The 19644-nt window shown below is 45.8% G+C and carries 2 protein-coding genes; one reads left to right on the top strand and one right to left on the bottom strand.

What is annotated here, in order from left to right:
* The first annotated feature begins 267 nt into the window (after positions 1-267).
* Positions 268-9645, top strand: a complete 9378-nt coding sequence (locus DOD25_RS04525) for a Rib/alpha-like domain-containing protein (RefSeq protein ID WP_112928802.1) — start codon at positions 268-270, stop codon at positions 9643-9645.
* Positions 9646-10018: 373 nt separating this feature from the next.
* On the opposite strand, the gene DOD25_RS04530 is transcribed toward DOD25_RS04525, so the two are convergent.
* Complete coding sequence (locus DOD25_RS04530; RefSeq protein ID WP_112928803.1) at positions 10019-19603, bottom strand: type I polyketide synthase; 9585 nt, start codon at positions 19601-19603, stop codon at positions 10019-10021.
* Positions 19604-19644 lie beyond the last annotated feature (41 nt).

A 19644-nucleotide genomic window follows, 5' to 3' on the forward strand; every position in this document is an offset into this window, starting at 1 on the left:
ATAATCCGTCGTTATGACAATATTTTATACATAGAGTACCCCCCCCCCGGCAGAAAATTTTAAAGTTGTTATATATCTAACAATAAAAAAATTATATAAACTTTAATAAAATACTGTATAATATTATGAATTATGTGTATGCGCATAAATATTTATGCCAGTATTCGTTATGAAAAAATAACGAATAAGTATAGAAAAAATGGACATAAGTTTAGAATAAAACGCACTCATAGAAGTAAAAGTTAAAACCAAAACAAGGGGAATACTATGGCAAATAACACTCGCAAAAAGCTCTCTAGCAAAAAAGCTACGAGCGCATTTGCAAACACATGCGCATATTACGCAGCAAAAACGAACGCAACTTCCGCGTCTGCTACCATGCGCAAGGTGTCATTGAGCACACTTGCCACAGTTCTTACTGCCGCCACTTGCTTAGGCGGTCAGCCAATCCTCGCATCCTCTAATATTCTTCTTCCTCCAACTACGGCAGCTTTTGCGCAAGAAGTGCGTAGCGCAGACACTACTACTCCTTGGTTGCACACGCCAAATATTCTTGAGTTCCAGAGGTATCGCTTTGCTAACAGCAATGGAAACACTGGTTCAACAGCCGATTTAGGTGAATACGATAACACCACCAAGAAATCGGATATGTACGCACATCTTGAAAAGAACGGAAACGACCAATACCTAGTCTTCGATGTGTTCTTTAACAACGATGGTAAATCTATGGTCACCCATTCTACACAACACCAATATATGTGGCAGATTCCTTATGCAATTGCAGATTTAAATAGTAACGGTTCTTACAAAGGTGACACATTAAGCAATGTTTCCTTTGATTTCTATAAACGCAATCAAGCTAATCCACAAATGACAAATGCTGTTCTTTCACGCGACATTAGCTTGTTCGAAAAAGATAATAGTAAATCATTTGTTACTGGTTTCTTAGGAAGAGATAATGATCACAATGGTTCTATCTATTTGTATACCTTAGGTATACGTATGGGAGCCAGCAACAGACAAGATTTGAATGCTACTTTCCACAACAATGCAGGCGACGGAGTCATTAGCAATGCTACAACACTGAAAGGTGTTTACAGTAAGTACAGTTATGGCATTGGTTTAAGAACCACAAACGTCAACTACGCAGTACACATGCATTGCAAAGTAAAATTACGTCAAGGAGTCACTCTTGAGGACATTCAAGATGCTTATACATTAGCAAATACGAGTAGTTATGGAACTACTACTAACTCCGCATATACATTTATTTCTGGTCGCGAGCGCTGGAGTGAACCAAATCTTAAGCGCACAAAAAGCGATAAAATCCCTCCAAAGCTGTATTTGAACGGCAAGGAGATTGGCGATAAAGACAACAACAGCATAACCGTATATCAGGGAGATATTCCTACAATCACTTTCGGCACATCAGATGACAGCGGAAAGGTTAATAGCTTCTCAGTTAACGGTCTTCCTAACGGTAAGGGCGATGTCACTGAAAACAGTAATGGCATGGAAGCAACTGAAGCTAAGCATCACAACCATGTTGTTAGTAGAATTAAGTTTGAATATAAGAACGGCAATACGCCAGCAAATACTGACTACACGGTTACTGTCTCTGCAACCGACGCTTCTGGAAACAAAGTAGAAAAGAAAGTTACAGTACATCTTAAGAACCTGAACCAGAAGTATTCTTCGCCAACCGCTACCCCAATTACTGTTGATTGGGGGCATAAGCTTACTGAAGATGATTTAAAACCTCATGTTACTGGCATTACGGGCGGCGGTAAGCTTGTTTTTAATGACTTCCCACAAACCAACATTCCAAAAGAATACTTTAATGGAAAAGATACTCTCCAAAACAACGCATCTGCAAAAGTTGTATACTCCGACAATTCATATCATGTTGTTACGATTCCTGTAAACATTAGGAAACCACTCGCTTTGCAACACAAGAGCGAGCTGAAAGATCACGAAGTTAAAGTAAATGTTGGCGACACTCTTACTAAAACAGGAAACAAGGTTGACGCTAAGAAATATCTCGGCTTAACAGATAACGAAGTTAAAAATAAGAAAATCAAGAGCGCAGAGTGGGTTAATGGCGAACCTTCCACAGATGTTGCCGGAAAGAAAACTTACACTGCTAAAGTCACGTTTAACGACGGCAGTACTGCGGAAGAAAAGGTTACTTTTACAGTTAAGCCTAAGAAACCTACAATTGAGACTGATTTGACTGGTGTTGCAGGCGTAAAGGGCACGGAAGTTGTAGTTGATGCTGGTCCTGGCACAGCTGGAAGCACTGTAACGCTTAAAGATAGCAAGGGCAATCAAATTGGAACTGGAAAAGTTGGCAACGATGGCAAAGTTACGATTACAGTTGCTAACGGCATTCCTGAAGGAAATATTACTGCAGTAACTACTACTGCAGATTCCGTAAGTTCTGAAGAAAGCGACGCTAAAAACGCTAGTAAAGACAATACTGCTCCAACACTTACTGGTCCTAATAGCGTTACAGTAAAAGTTGGCGAAGATCTTAAGATTAATCTTATTGCAAAAGATGATGTAAAGATTGAGTCTATTGACACAGCAACAGCAACTACAGCATTTTCTGGAACTGATTTCAATAAAATTATTGCTAACATGTCTCGTGCAAAAACTGCCTACACGAAGAATACTAATACAGAAAAAGAGTTTACGTACAGCTTCTCCGGCTTTAAGCCTGAAGAAGTTGGCACTTATACTCTTACGTTCTCCGCAACTGATGCTGCTGGTAACAAAGTAGAAAAAACTGTGGCTGTAAAAGTGGAGAAAAAAGAAGACATTAAGTCAAAGAATATTACTGTTGACTTAGGTCACCAGCTAGACGACAAAGATGCAAAGAAAGCTATTGCCAATAGTCGCAAGCTTCCAAAAGGGACTACGTTTGCTTGGGCAAAGAATGGCAAACCGGACACTTCCACTGTTGGCAAAGAAAAGCATGGAAACGTTATTGTAACTATTCCTACTAACGACAAAAATCACCCACGCGTTGAAACTGTTGACGTTAAGGTAACTGTTAGGGATAACGAAAGTCCTAAAGTTGCGATTCAGCAAAAGGACGAAGGTGGTACATATAACACCATTAATGGCACATATCCAGATGGTCCAAAACACGCACAAGTATTCACTATAACTACGTACCGCGGCGATAAGAACGATATTAAGATTACTTCAACAGACAACAGTGGCAACGTTACAACTTTGACGTTGAAGCCATCTGTTCCAGGCGAAACAACTGGCACAACTACCGGAGACGGCACAACTGCAAAACCTAAGACTTTGACTCTTAACAATATAACGCCAATCAACACTAATCCTGACACGTATACACGTACCTTAATGGCGGTGGATCCTTCGGGCAATACTACTGAAGTTACTGTGAAGTTTATTGTTAAAACACAGTCCGAGAAATATGGTGAAGTTAAAAACAATCCTGTGACGTACAACATGAGCGACGGCACAAAGCATCCAGATCCTAAGAGCGGTATTAATGCAGATGATCTAAAGAAACTACCTAGCGACGCTACTTACTCTTGGATTAAGGAGCCTGATTGGAATAAGCCTGGCGAGCAGAAAGATGCTAAAGTTCGCATAACATTTAAGGATGGCTCAACTAAAGACGTTACTACAACCGTTACCGTTAAGGACAATATTGCGCCTGTTATTAACACACCTAGTACCAATAAGGCAAAGAGAGCAGATACCGATAAAACACCTGAATACTACCAGTTCAAGGTGCATAAGGGCAAGCAGTTCAGCATTGATATCAACGCTTATGACAACAGCGGAAAGATTAAGAGTGCGGAATTTGGTTCGGCTTTGCCTAAGGAAATAACTGGCAGCAAGATTAGTATCACTGATAAAGATAAGAATTCTGCGGAAAAGCCTGCAAAAATTACTATTACAGGTACTGCTAATCGCGCTAATAATACGAATCCTGATGCAAACAAGTGGTCTCGTGATCTTGTTGTTAAAGACGAAGCTGGCAATACGTCCAAGATAAAGGTTCAGATTTCCGTATACACGGATGCTGAAGAACACAATGCCACTGCCAAGCAAGTCGATAATCCTAAGGATAACAACGCAATTACCAACGCGATTACCATAACAAAATATGACAATCCAAATACGCCAATCAAAAAAGACGGCATAACATTTGATGTTGGCAATATTCCTACTAAGAATGGAAATTACACTATTCCTGTAACAATTCATTACCCAGATAAGTCAACAGAAAAAGTGGAAGTTCCTGTAAAAATTCAGAAAGATTCAAACGATTTTGAGCCTGAAGGCAAAACAATTGAAGTGTCTTGGCACTCTAGTGCGGAAGAATTGAAGAAAAAGGTTACGTCCTTTGGTGACAACAACGGTCTTAAGTGGAAAAGTACAACAAAACCCGACGATAAAAATAAGCCAACGGTAACTATCGTAAACAACAGTTCCGTTCCAAGCACCGATAAACCTGGCGAGAGCCAAGTACAAGTTAAGGTTACGTATTCGGATGGATCTAGTGACGTTGCAACAGTAACTGTTAAGGTGCTGAATCCACAAAGCGAAACTTATACGCCAGAAGGTCAAACGATTAAGGTTGACTACAGTAAGACGAAGAATAATGATATATCCAGCAAGATTACTGATATTGGCACTGGTAATGGCATTAAGCTAAAGAAGAATGGCGAAACTGCAGAGCTTACAAAGCTTCCAGATGGTGCAAGTATTGCTATTGATGACGAGGCTAAGACTGTTCCAGATGGCACTCAGCCTGGCGATTTCAATATTCCTGTAACCATTACATATAAGGATGGCTCTAAGAGCCATGCAACGGTAACCGTTAAGGTTGGCGAGCCTCAGAATAAGAAGTATGAGCCAAATAAGCCTGATGGAATCAACGTTGGATATGGTAAAACCAAACCTTCTGATGATGACATCATTGCTAAAGTCAAGTTTGACGATAACAACAAACCACCAACTGGTACAACAATTACTGTTGATAAAGATCAAACATCTATCGACACTAAGACTCCTGGAACCGTAAACGTTAAGGTTACTGTTAAGTATCCTGACGGTTCTGAGGATCACGTGGAAGTTCCTGTAACAGTTGGCAATCCAGATAACGAGACCTACAAGCCAAGTGCAGAAGCTATCAACAAGAAGCGCGGAGCGGAAGCACCTACTGCTGATGACATTAAGAATGCTGTAAAGATTCCTACGGTTGATGGTAAAACTCCAGATAAGAACAAAACAACAGTAGAACTTGTAGATTCAAAGGCTCCTCTTCCAACTACAGATAAGACTGGCACAACTAACGTACCCGTTAAGGTCACCTACCCAGATGGTTCCAGCACTGTTGTGCAAGTGCCTGTAGTAGTTACAGATACCGATGCCACTGCGAACACTCCTGCAGTTGACCCTGTGGAAGAGCCGTATGGCACCAGCAGAGACAAGACCAAGGAAGCTGTTAAGAAGGCTGTAACTGTTCCTGATTGGCCAAAAGATTCAAAGAAACAGCCAACAGTCACTATCACAAGCACCGATAAGGATATTCCAGACGGCAATACACCTGGCACCTATCATGTAAATGTAGATGTTCAATATCCTGACAAAACTGTTGATAAAGTTACTGTTGATGTGACTATTAAGAACAAGCAGTCGGATACTTTCGAGCCAACAGCAAAGCCTGTTGTTAAGCCGTATGGCACTCCTGTAAACCCTGTTGACGTAACAGGCAGTGTAACTGTTCCTCATTGGCCAGAAGCAGACAAGAGTCAGCTAAAGATTGAGTTGAACGATCCTAACCAGACTTTGCCAGATGGTAAGACTCCTAAAACCGTAAACGTTAAGGTTAAAGTCACCTACCCAGATGGCACGACTGACATTGTTGATGTTCCAGTAACTATTAGCAACAAGCAGTCTGAACTTTACCCACCTAAGGCAGATAGCATTACCAAGAATAATGGCGAAAAGACTTCAGAAGAAGAAATTATCGGCAAAGTAAGCGTTCCTACTTGGCCAGCAGGCGAAAAAAATAAGCTAACTTACTCTATTGCTGATGGCGATAAGGATAAGATTCCTGCTGGAGATAAGGCTGGCAAGTTTGAAGTGCCTGTAACAATTACGTATCCGGATGGATCAAAAACCGTGATCAACGTGCCTGTAATTATTAAGGCTCCAACTGCTACACCGCAAGTTGTGACTGTGCCAAAGGATGCGGAACCTAAGCCAGAAGACATGATTTCCAATAAGGATAAGTTCCCTGATGGAACCACCTTCGAGTGGAATAAAGACAGCAAGCCAGATACTTCTTCGGAAGGAACAGGCAAGCAAGGCAAGGTCGTAATAACAGTTCCAGGTCAAGATTCTGTGGAAGTGCCTGTAACAGTGAACGTTGTTGACCCAAGTGCTCCACAAATCAACGTGCCGCAAGGTAAGGATTTGCCAAAGCCTGAAGATGTAATTAATGATTCCACCGATAAGAACAAATACCCACAAGGCACTAAGTTCGAGTGGAGTAAGGAAGATACACCAGATACCAAGAATCCTGGCATGAAGAATGGCAAGATTATTGTCACTATTCCAGGTCAAAAGCCTGTGGAAGTGCCTGTAACAGTGAACGTTACACCAACTCCAGAAGCGAATGTTGTTAATGTGAAGGTTGGCGACAACCTTCCAGACGCATCGAAGGGTATCGCTAATAAAGATAAGTTCCCTGAGGGAACCACCTTCGAGTGGAAGAAAGATGCTGCTCCAAAGACCGACAAGCCAGGCACCGCTACCGGCACTGTGCTCGTTCATATCCCAGGTGTGAAAGATCCAGTGGAAGTAACAGTTACTGTGAACGTAAATCCTGCGCCTATAGCGAAGGAAACCACCGTCCCACAGAACAGCGATCCAGATCCTAAGAACAGCATTGATAATAGCAAAGATCTCCCGAAGGGAACCACCTTCGAGTGGAAGAAAGATGCTGCTCCAAAGACCGACAAGCCAGGCAATACTACTGGCACTGTGATTGTCAAGATTCCAGGGCAAGATCCTCAAGAAGTGACTGTAAAAATTACTGTTACAGCATCTCCTGAAGGAAAAGACGTAACCGTGCTGCAAAAGACTGACGGCAAGGATACCACTCCTCAGCCAAAGGATGTTATTAATAATCTACCTAAGGATGCTAGTATTTCTTGGAAGAAGAAGCCTGATACGTCAAAGACTGGCAACCAACCAGGCGTTGTGACCGTTAGAGTGCCAGGCGAGCCAGATGTTGACATTTCAGTCAATGTGTTCGTTGTGCCAAATCCAAAAGGCAAGACGGTAAACGTGCAAAAAGACTCCGCTTTGCCGGATCCAAAAGACATGATTGCCAATAATGGTGACTTCCCTGAGAAAACCACATTTACTTGGGCAACTAACGGTAAGCCATCAACGTCTAGTACTGGTGAGCAAACTGGAACTGTTGTTGTAAATATTCCGGATATTACAACTCCTGTGAATGTAACAGTAAAAGTAAACGTTGTGGATAAAGACAAGCCATTTATCAACGATGACAAAGCCGAGAACACACCAGATAAGCCTGATAAGACCACTATTACTGGTAAAACTCATCCAGGAAACACCGTAACTGTCAAAGACAAAGACGGTAAGACTGTTGGTACTGGAACTGCTAACAAAGACGGAAACTTCACTATCGAAATCGATAAGAAGGATCCTGGTACAAAACTCGAGCTTGTTCCAAGCAAGGGTAATAACGAAGGCACTCCAGTAGAAGTAAAAGTTACTGCTAAACCACAAAAGCCAAAGATTACGGTACCAACCGACGATCACAAGAACGGCGGAAACGTAACTGTAACACCGCCACACGGCGATGAAAACGTTGTCAAGATTGTGATTAACGACAAGCCAAATCCGCTTAACGGTCCAGAAAATCCAGAACAGACAATTATTATCAAGAAGGGTGATGACGGCACGTGGAAGATTGACGGAGACACTCCAGAAGGTGTAACTGTTGATCCGCAAACTGGCGTTGTTACGATTCCAGCAAAAGACTTGGAAGACGGTAGCACTATTACTGCAGTAGCTAAGAACAAGACGGATAAACCATCTGATCCTGCTACTGCTGTAACCGGCTTTAAGACTCCGCAGATTACCAAGCAAACGCTAAAAGACAATCCAGATGATTCTACTAAGCAAATCATCACTGGAAAGACGCTTCCAGGCGCGAAGGTAATTGTTACCGACGAAAAGGGCAAGGAAATAGGAAGTGGCGTTGCAGATAAAGATGGCAACTTCACTATTACTATCCCGAAGCAAAAGCCTGGTGCTATCGTCACCCTCACGCCAACCAATGGTAAGGGTGACGGCGCAAAGACGGGTGATAGCGTAAATATTACTATCGGCGGAAATATTACTAAGCCAAAGATTGACACTCCAACCAATGGTGGCGCTAGCGTAACGCCGGATCTCACGGATACTCGTGTCAACAAGGTTGTAATTACCTACACGCCAGAAGGCAGTGAAACAACCGCAACGATTACCGTTGTTGCTGAAGGCGATAAGCATGAGTGGAAGATTGACGGCTCTGCACCTAACGGCGTGACTGTTGATCCGCAAACTGGCGTTGTTACGATTCCAGCAAACAAGATTAAGCACGGTAGCACTATTACTGCGCAATCAGAAGACAGTAGCGATAAGACTGGCAAGAGCAAGTCAGAAGTGGTAACTGCTAAAGTTGGCGAAAAGGAGAAGCCTGCACCAACTCCAACGCCTATCCCAACAGACAGGCCACTTGTGGTAACACCACAAGATGGTGCCGAGCAGGGCTCTGCAACTGTTACACCACCATCTGACGCTGATTCTATGGAGATTACATACACTCCTGAAGGAACTGGAGCGGCTGGTGAAATACCTGGAATCTCTATTCCTGGTTCCCCGTTGGTTCCAACACCAACACCAACACCAACACCTACCCCAACACCTACCCCAACTCCAGCGCCTGATACCACTCCTTCTACACTCGTAACAATCAGAGTGAAGAAAGGAACGGACGGCAAGTGGACGTTTGACGGAAAAGCTCCAGAAGGCGTAACAGTTGATCCAACTACTGGTAAAGTAACGATTCCAGCGAATAAGATAAAAGACAATACCCAAATCACTGCGAAATCGAAGAAGGGTGAAACTACTTCTCCAGAAGTAACAGGCATAGCTGGAGCGAACCCAACAGGAAACCCAACGCCGTCTCCTTTGCCGTCTCCTTCACCGCTTCCTGATAAGCTTCCTGACGTTCTTCCTGAGCAACTTCCAGAAGAACCTACTGAGCAAAATCAAAGCGACAAGAAGGAACAAGAGCAAGATTCTAAGGACAATAAGCAGCAAACCCAAACTGCTAAAACTCAAGAATCTAATGAGAATAAGTCTGATTCAGACTCTGTAAAGCAAAATGCAAGCAACGCGAAGAACGTAGCAAATAACGCTCCGGCACGGCACTCATCCGGTAAGGTTACTACTTCAAATCTGAGTAACACTGGAGCCGCTATTGCTGCTGCAGGAGCTGTTGCAGCATTTGCAGTAGCAATAGGTGGAGCGATTGCTGTTATTGCTCGCAAAAGGAAGCGCAAGTAAGGCGTACATGCTGGGAAATAGTCAGCATAAACCACAAAACTAAATAAACCAAATAACTAAATAACTAAATGCTCTGTGGAAGAGAAAATTCGCAAATTGCGATAACTACTCAACCACAGAGCATTTTAATATACAGGTTTTTGCCCACTATTTCGCGTTGACATACTGTAGTGCTCAAAGCGCAGCGCGCGAAGTGCACAACGGTGTAAAGTTTCTGCCGGATCTCGCCTAAAAAACGACCTTTATTTTACACGGACGTAAAGTTTCTGCCGGATTTCGCCTAAAAAACGACCTTTATTTTACACGCCTGTAAAATTTAGGTCGGATTTAAGCTAAAATCCGACCTTTTCTTTACATTTGCAACTACTTAGACTCAGCAGTAGTATCCGTTAGCGTTAAGGCGAGCTTCAGGATTAAGCAACATCGCCTTTTCCGCTTCGTGACCGTCGTAGCGAGTACCATCCGGAAGGCGCGTGCCATCCTTCAGCAAGTGACGATTCTCAACAGGCTCGAACAAAGCAGATCGACCCATCATGCCTTCCTCAAATCGCCTCTGACCTGCAGCCAAACGCGCATTTGCCTTGGTACGCCAATTCTTAAGCGCATCAACACCTGCACTAGCAGCCACAGCAGCCTCAAAAGCACCAGGGTGAACTAATGCCACAAATCCGCTAACATGACCGAAACCGAGCGAAGTTGCGAGAGCAGCCTTCACTGCACAAGAACCTGCACCATCGCCAATACGCATCGGTTCACGCAACCAAACCATGTGGTCGTCACGCGCAAGCTTAGGATCCACGCAGTCAAGTGATGCGTTTCCAGGAATTACGCCACTTCTAAACAGTTGAGTCAAACCGTTGATTTGGAAGATGCACGCACCGCCCTTTGCATGTCCGGTCAGCGTCTTTTGGCTGATTACGAACAGTGGATTTCCGTCCGTACGTCCGATTGCGTGCGCAAGAGTATTGTGCAGCTCGGATTCGTTCGGATCGTTGGCATTCGTAGACGTATCGTGCTTAGAAACCACAGCAATATCGTCCGGAGTAACGCCGAGAGCTGCCAAATCACGCACGAGCTTAGACTTAGCTCCACCCATGCCCGCAGCCAAAGCACCCAAGCCCGGAGCAGGAATAGAAGTGTGAATGCCGTCAGCGTAGGAGTGAATGAAACCAACCACACCAGCAACAGGCAAGCCAAGCTTCAAAGCAATATCGCCACGCGTAACCAAAATCGTACCGCCGCCTTGAGCTTCAAGGAAGCCGCCGCGTCTGCGATCGTTTGCGCGAGAGAAGAATCGTGGATCGATGCCCTTCGCATACATTTCTTCGCTATTGGCAGTTGCGTTCATATTGCCGAAGCCAACTACGGATTCCACGCCGATATCGTCAATTGCGCCAGTTACTACGAAGTCAGCTTTGCCGAGAGCAATCTTGTCGACGCCTTCTTCGAGCGAAACAGCTGCAGTTGCGCATGCAGACACCGGCTGAACCATATTTCCGTAGCCGCCGATATAGGTTTGCATTACGTGAGCTGCAACAACGTTTGGAAGCGCCTCTTGCAGTACGTCCGTAGGAATTTCGTGGTTAAGGAAGCGATCCAAGTACAGTTTTCGCATTGAGCTCATGCCACCGAAACCGGTTCCTTGCGTGGAAGCAACCATTGACGGATGCACAGATTGCAAAATCTCCGAAGGTGTGAAACCAGCAGAAATATAAGCATCTACAGTTGTGACAATATTCCACAACGCAATCGTGTCAACACTTCCAACCATCGAAGCTGGAATTCCCCACTTCAGCGGATCGAAGCCCTTAGGGAATTGTCCACCGACGGTTCTGGTCATTGCAGCCCTACGCGGCACGCGAATCATAGAACCCGCCTTGCGCGTAACAGTCCATTCGCCAGATTCTGCATCACGAGCAATCTCAGTATGCGATTCGTCAAGTGCCACATATTCGCGCGCAATTGTTTCTGTTGGAACGCTGAAACTCACGTCGTGATCGAGGAAGATTTCTGCTTCTTCTTCGTTCGCTCCATCCTTGTAGTCGCCGCCCATACCGGTTTCGAATGGTCGAATACCGGAGCGCGCAACTACTTCATCGCGATATTTCTCTGCAATATCTTCTTCTGGAACAAGCGTGCCGTCCGCATCGTACCAGCCTGGCTTTGGCGAATCTTGCCAAGTAAGCAAGCCCATATTCCAAGCCAATTCCAGTACTGCTCCTGCAGAAAGCTCCACGGATCCATCTTCGCGAATTCCAAGTTCTGCTTCGAAACGAGTACGTCCGGAACCCCACGGTCCAAGCTCGCCGACTGAGACGATCACAATTTCGTCTTCTGGACGCGCTGTTACGTTCTTCCAATCAGCCAAGTTGACTCGCGGCTGAGTTGGCACGTAAGGGGTAGGAAGTGCTTTGTTGGTTGATTTAGCAGTTGATTCTGCAGCTTCTTCTGCAGCTTCTTCTGCAGCTTCTTCTACAGCTTCCGCCGCTTCTTCCGCAGCTTCAGCACGCTTCTGATCTTCCAGCGCTTCTGCACGAAGAGCATTCAAATCAAGAGGCTCCTTGCCTAATCCACCCGTAAAATCAACATCCAAAGGCGCAATTGCAGCCTGTTCGCGCGCTTCCTTCGTGCACAAATCGAGCAAACGATCTGCCATTTCTTGCGTTGAGTAGGTAGTTAAACCATGACGTTCAACTACAGCCACAAGCGGATCATTTCCACCCATTAAGCCGGTTCCACGCACCCATCCAATCTTAGGATGCGCAAAAGTCACGCGATCCGACCACACACTTTCTGCATGTGCACGGTTCACAATCGCGTCGAAAGCACTCTTGACTTCGCCATAAGCACCATCGCCGCCAAACATACCGCGGTTTGGAGAGCCAGGTAACACAACGTGCATACGATGTTGCACATCCGTATCTGCTCCAATTTGCGCAAATCCGGCGATTGCACGCTCCACTCCCCACAGCATTAAGCGCGATTGCGATTCAAAAAGCGAACCAGAATCAGCCAAAGTGCCGTGAACTGGAGGCGCTGCAAACGGGAAGAACATGCTCGGCTCGTAAGCAGGCTTCAAAATAGTAGTAGTTGCGCCGCTAACTTTCTTCGAAACTGTGCTAACCCACTTTACAAGCGCGTCAACATCGCGGTAGCTAGACAAGTTTGCTGGAACAAGCCACAACTTTGCGCCCATTTGAGCGTTTTCGCGATACGCTTTCTTCGCCCAAGACTTAACGCTCGGCTTGAAACTGTGCGAAGTTGCGATAACCGTAGCTCCACCCTTAAGCAAGCCCGTTACTACGCGAGCAGCAATCGAATTAGGAGCAACACCTGTAACTACTGCAACTTCTCCTGCAAAACGAGTCGCTTGAGCAGTATCAGCGTTGTTTTGCGCAAGTTTAGTGCGAGAATCGTGAGCAATATCATTAAATATTGTTGCAAGATTGTTTAATTCGCGAGATTTAGAAAGACTTGCAAACCACTCAGCTTCCGAAGCTACTGCTTCCCCTGCACCAAGGAAACTACCAAAATCATTTAAGATTTCAGAAACTTCATTTACCTGAATATCAACATTCTTTCCAGCATACTTGTAGTACAAGCGAGCAACGTCTTCACGAGCAGAGGCCCAGCGGTCGTCGAAAAGAATTGCTTTACGCTCATCAAATCGAGGAGCAACTTGCTTTGGCCAATCCGCACCAAGCTCAGTTTCAACAGCAGCTACAACAGCAGCATTTTCGTCACTTTCAGTTTCTGCTTTAGGAGCCTCAACACCAAGCTTTGCTAGCACAAACTTAGCAGTTGCAGCAAGTACGCCATCTGCGCCAACAACCTGCTGAGCGAAAGCGTCAAGAGCTGCAGAATCAACAACAGCACCGCCTGCACCGCCAGCAGCACCAGGCTGAGAAACGCTAACGCCGTGAGCTTGAGCAACTTGCGCAATTGCTGCATCGATTAAAGCGTCAGCTGCAGCAGTATTCTTTGCAGGATCAGTTGAAAGTTGCGCAAGATTTTCACCGCGCACGCTAGCACCTTCACGCGTTTGCAAAACCAAAGCCGCAAGAACGTGCGCACGCCAGCCTTCGCCAAGCTGCCAGACTTCAGAGATTCGCTTGTCAATTTGCGCTGGTTTCACACCGGCTGCACCGAAAAGCGCACGCAAACGTTCGCGCACAATATCGGAAAGCACAGCACCAAAAGCTTTATAGCGAGGAGCAACCGAATCCACAAGCTTTCGCAACGCACTCATTGGAGCTTCTGCAGCACCATCCACGCTTGCCACGCCAAGCTCGGAACTAATATCCATAAGAAGCTGGTTTCTGCGTGAAGATACGCCGTTTGTAAGAGTATCAGTTGTGTCAGTGTCTCCGATTTGGTCGAGGCGAATTTTTGCACTATACGCAATAAGCATTGAGATTGCGTCGGATGCTTTGAATGGCAAGTCTGCTACAGGTCCGCTTGCTGCTGCATTAGCTGCAGGAGCAGAAGCCGCAGGAGCAGCAGAGGCAACATTTGCTGCAGGAGCTGCAGGAGCAGCAGTCGCATCAGCAATGCTACTTGCTTCTTGACTATCTTCCTCAGTAAACACTTCAGGCACAAGCGAATCAGTGTCAGTCATATAAACGCGGCCTTCATCACGACCAACGTTGTAAACAGTCACTTTTTCGCCACTAAACTCCGGCAAAGCAAGAGTTTTAGCACCAAGATTTGCCAAAGTTGGCGCGTTTCCTAAACCAACTTCAACGTACTCTTCAACGCCAAGACCACCGCGAGCGCGATCGGCAAACATAAGAGCCTGCGTTTCAATCCAGCGAACTGGAGAAGCGAACTGCCATGAAAGAAGCTCCGTAAGAAGCAATCTACCAAGCTTCTGCTCATCCTCTGCATAAGATTTCCACGTAGTTTCATCTTCCAAAGCTGCTTCAATGCGCTCAGATGGCACAACATCCAAAATCTTTTGCGCAAATTCTCGCGTAAGCTCAAACGGGCAAGCCACGAGGTTTGGAATGTAACGATCTACAAGCACAGAGTAATCAATATGCTTCGGCAGCAGCGAATCGAGCTTGTCGCGGAATTCCGGCACACCCTTTCGAAGAATTCGAGAGTGGAACGGCACGTCAATTCCTGGAACAAACATGAATGGAGGCTTGCCGCCATACTCCTTAGCGCGCTTAGAAGCGTCTGCCGCCAATGCCTTCAAGCCTTTAATAGTTCCAGCAATTGCGTACTGCTGACCTGCCAAGTTGTAGTTTACAATTTGCAAGAATTCGCCAGTAGCCTTGGAAATGCCATCAACGTAAGCGTTCACACCTTCGTCTGACACTCCAAACTGGTTTGGTCGAAGCGCACCCATGCGGTAGTTCGAGCGACCTTGCGCATCGCGCTCAATCAAGTGATGCATTGTAGATCCGCGGTGGAACACCAATTCAAGCACAGTTTCGAGTGGAATAATTTGCGCGAAGGAGCTCAAAGCATTGTATTCTCCAAGCGAGTGACCAGCAAAGTAAGCAGGCCAAATATCGCATCCCGCTTCACGCAAACGCGCGGTTTGCGCAAAGGCAACTGTTGCGAGCGCAACTTGCGTAAATTGCGTTAAATTAAGCAATCCTTCAGGATGGTGATAAGTTACGCCGTGAGCAGTAAGCTCCTTTGGATTATCGCGCACGACTGCGAGGATTGAGAATCCAAGCTTTTCGCGAGTAAGCTTGTCTGCTCGCTCCCAAGTATCGCGCACTGCAGGCGACTTTGCGCGCTCATCCAGCGACATTCCTTGCTTTTGGATACCCTGACCTGGATATACGAATGCTGCACGTGGAGCGCGAGTAAGTGCGCTTGCTTTAGACACGATTTGCCCATCAACTCGGCATGTAACTTCCAAAGCAAGTCCACCGCGACGAACTTTACCAACGCGCTCAACTGTGATTTCTACTTCGTCATCAAGCTGAACCATGCCGTACATGTTGTAGGACCAGCCAATGAGCTCGTAGCGAGCACCTTTTTCATCAACCGCTTGAGCCACATGCTGAGCTGTTGCAGAAAGCCACATACCGTGTACCAAAGGAGCAGAAAGACCGGAAATTGCAGCACCTCGTTTAGAAGTGTGAATTGGGTTGAAATCTCCAGAAGTACGCGCGAAAGCGGTCATATCGTGAGGAGCGCGAACGACTACTCTGCGCAAAGCTCTGCGAGGAGTGTCTTCAATTTCATATCCGTGCAATCCTGCAGCTTCGCCATATTGCGCAGCTGGAGCAGGAAGCGCGTTGCTGAAGCTTCGTCCACGAATAGCAAAACGCTCAGTTTCATGAGCCAAACGAGTTCCATCTGCAGCAGTATGCACTACGTGAATAGTTACCACGCGTCCGGAAGCAGATTCTGCATACGGCTCAGCCCAGCCGAGCAAATTAATTCGCTTGTCGACATACTTTTTAAAGTCTTCAGCATCGACGTCAAGCTCTACTAAATGATCTAAGTGAACAGCGTTAAGCAGACCCTCAATAATCGGGTATCCATCAACCATTACGGAACCCAAAGCCGAGTAAATAGTCGGCCAAGCAGGACCTACTAACGCGTCTGGCACAATGCGAGAAGCAAGCAATCCATCTGGAAGTCTTCCAGCAGTAGCAGACTCGTGATCAATTCCAAGATTTCTTGAGAAAGTATAGGAAGAATGAACCAATCCAAACGGGAAATCTCTATAACCTTCTGCGAGCAAATCTTCCGGCAATTTTGCCAAACTGCCATCTTCTTTTACTGTTTCAACCTTAGGCATAGCGTCAAGCACATCGCCAGTAATCGCTGTATTTCCAATACCTGCGGTTGCTGCAAGCATTTCGTACACGTGCTTTGGCAAGCGCTCGCGGTCAACTACTGGTATGCTTCCAGCTTGACTTGCGTCAACAGTTAGCGGAATTACAATATCTCGTACTGCATGCTTGCGTTTTGGTGAGTTTGCAGCGTTTTTTGTGGAGTGTTTTGCTTCCTGATTTTCTTGATTATCCCAGAATGTATCTAGCTTAATATCTAAATCAAGCGAAATTACGTCATTATTACTAGAAGTTACTGTAATTACGTAATTTTCGTCTCCTAAAGACGTTCCGTAAGCAGGGTTTGCAGTTACATGACCAACCCAAGAAATATTCGGGCATGCGCGCACGTAAGCTTCAACGTTTTTAGCATCAGCAATCTGACTAAAAGCAGATTTTGAAGACTTGCTCGCCGCATTTTCCTTATTTTCTGCTTCTACTCCAGTTTCAGCTCCAGATTCTGCACGATTGAGCACAGCTGCTTCAAAACGTCCCAGAATATCGGCAATCGGCTCATCCATAGTCGTAATTCCAGCCACGGAAATCGGTCCTGGAATTACGCGCACAGCATCTGCCGAGTAACGCGAATCTTCCGACTGCCAAAGCTGATCTTGACCCCACCAACGCAACAAATCGTTGTCAATAACTGGCACGAATGGCATTGGCTTAGGGTATTCGCGCACCAAAGTTGGGAACCAAGCGGCATCCATTGGCACAACGTTCATCTCGCGAGCTTGAGGCAACGCATCAATCAGCGTATATAAAGCAGCTTGAGGGTGCTTAGAAACTTCTTCAATAGAAGGCAGAATAGAAGTAAATTCGCCTGAATCTTGATTAATTAAACGCGCTTCAATACGCTGTAACAAATGCATGTAGCGATCTGCGTAAGTCGGATCCACCCAAGGGTATGCCAAATCTAGGAAACGTTGAGCAAATTGCAAGTAAGTCATGCTTTCTACGTCACCAAAATATGGCTTTGCAGTAGAGTTAAGCGCTTCGATTACTTCATCGCGACGTGATTCAAGCTCTTCAGGATGTTTCATCATATGAACGAGCAATCTACCGCAGCGAGCAGAAGCGTTTTCTAACTCGTAAATATCTGCGTGCAAATGGCTTAAACCACTCGTCACACCGCCAATCACTTTGCCAGAAGGCACCCAACGCTCACCCATTGGCGCGAACGGATCCTCATCAAAACCTTCAATGCTAGAAGATTTTGGCATCGCAATACCCGGAGTTTCCACAAGCATACGCTTTACTTCAGGGCTTGTATGCGCTTCTTTTGCTGTCATTGCAGCTGTGCCAATCATTACAGCATCAACTGGCATATTTGGCAAACCGTATTCACTCGCCCATTCACCAGAAATGTAGTCTGCAGCACGCTCAGGAGTACCAATACCACCACCTGCAACAAGCACCAAATTTTCGCACTCACGCACTTGCGCGTAAGTTGTCATAAGCAAATCATCAAGAGATTCCCACGAATGGTGACCGCCTGCAGCACCGCCCTCAACCTGCACAATAATCGTTGCTGGAGCAACAGCCTTAGCAATTCGCACAACTTGACGAATTTGATCAACTGTTCCAGGCTTAAACGTTACGTAAGGGAATCCATCAGCTTGCAAGGATGCTACTAATTCCTTGGCTTCGTCAAGTTCTGGAATGCCTGCAGAAATAACTACACCATCAATAGGAGCTCCCGACTGCCTCTTTTTTGGCACGATTCGCTTCGAACCAAATTGCAAATTCCACAGGTAGCGATCCATAAACATGGCGTTAAATTCAATAGTTGCGCCTTCACGAAGCTGATTTTCAAGCGACTTCATATGACGATCAAAAACTTCTGCAGTTACTTGACCGCCGCCAGCAAGCTCAGCCCAGTAGCCTGCATTTGCTGCTGCAGCAACGATTTCCGGCTCTACTGTCGTTGGTGTCATTCCTGCAAGAAGCACAGGAGCTTTGCCTGTAAGCTTGCTAAATTTAGTAAGTACTTTGCGTCCTGCAGGCGTGTTGATTACTCGAGGCGCAAAATCAGCCCAGCAGCCCGTACGCTCTGGCTCAGAAGCAGAGTCAGCTGTCGAAAGCTCTGCACGCGAGCGCAAGGTAGCAGCCTCTACTATTCCAGCGCCGGTTCCTTGCACAAGTACTCCAGTAAGCTTTCCGAGAACTTCGCTAGGACCCATGTCTAAAATCCAAAGCGAGCGCGCGTCGTTTTGCTCCAAAACTTCGCCAATTTGCGTAGCCCAATCAACAGGAGTTACAAGCACTGCATCAGCCAATTCGCGAGCAACTGTAGTGTTCAAACCAGCCTCATTTGCCCACTCTACTACCTGCTCAACTGCAGATTGAAGCATTGGCGAATGGAATGGCACTGTAACATCCAAATATTCAGCAACTGGCGCAAATACAGCTCCACCGCGAACTTTCATTTCGCGCAATTTTTTCGAACGCTTTGTTTCTTTTTGCGCTTCGTTTGCAACAGCTTCCATATCTTCCGGGTATCCTGCAATAACCACGTGATTGTAAGCGTTTTTAACAGCAATTGACACTTCACCGCGCGTGCGCTCTACGCGGGAAATTAACGCTTCTGCCTGCTTTTTAGTAACTCCTTTAAGCGACAGCATTGGCGTGTGCTCGCCGTCACCAGTAATTTCAAGCATTCGAGATTCACGATCTCCTGCAGCTCCAATTAAGTAGGCAATTGCGAGTAACTCTTCGATTTGAGCACGAGCCTTCTGCCAAGACTTTGCTTTTATGCGAGCTTTTACCATTTCTGCTGCGATTACGCCTTGAGAATGACCCAAAACTGCGCACGGCTTGTTTACTTCAAAGTTGTATCCAAGATTTGTTAAGTCGCGCACTGCACCGAACTGTGCAAGCGTAATTCCAGGCACACTAAGAAGCGCGTTTGCAGCGTTCATATGCTTATTTTCTAGCGCGTCAAACACGTTTATGTCGCCGCCTGCATTTGCTAAAAGCTCAGAATAAATTGGCGATAGCAAAGCTTTTGCGCCTGCTTCGTACTCGTAAAGTTCTGCGTTTAATTCTTCGTCTGAACTAAGCTCGCGCAAAGCTTCAACCCACGGAGTTGACTGACCTGCAAACACGAGTGCGTGCGGATTATTAGCGAGTTGGTCAAAAAAGTATGTTGTCATGATGTTTCCTTCTCGTTGATTTGGATAAGTTTTATAAATTC

It is taken from the genome of Gardnerella leopoldii, from assembly GCF_003293675.1.
Lineage (GTDB): Bacteria > Actinomycetota > Actinomycetes > Actinomycetales > Bifidobacteriaceae > Bifidobacterium > Bifidobacterium leopoldii.

Excerpts from the sequence above, each read along its gene's own strand:
- DOD25_RS04525 (WP_112928802.1), top strand. The coding sequence starts at position 268 with ATGGCAAATAACACTCGCAAAAAGCTCTCTAGCAAAAAAGCTACGAGC.
- DOD25_RS04530 (WP_112928803.1), bottom strand. The coding sequence starts at position 19,603 with ATGACAACATACTTTTTTGACCAACTCGCTAATAATCCGCACGCACTC.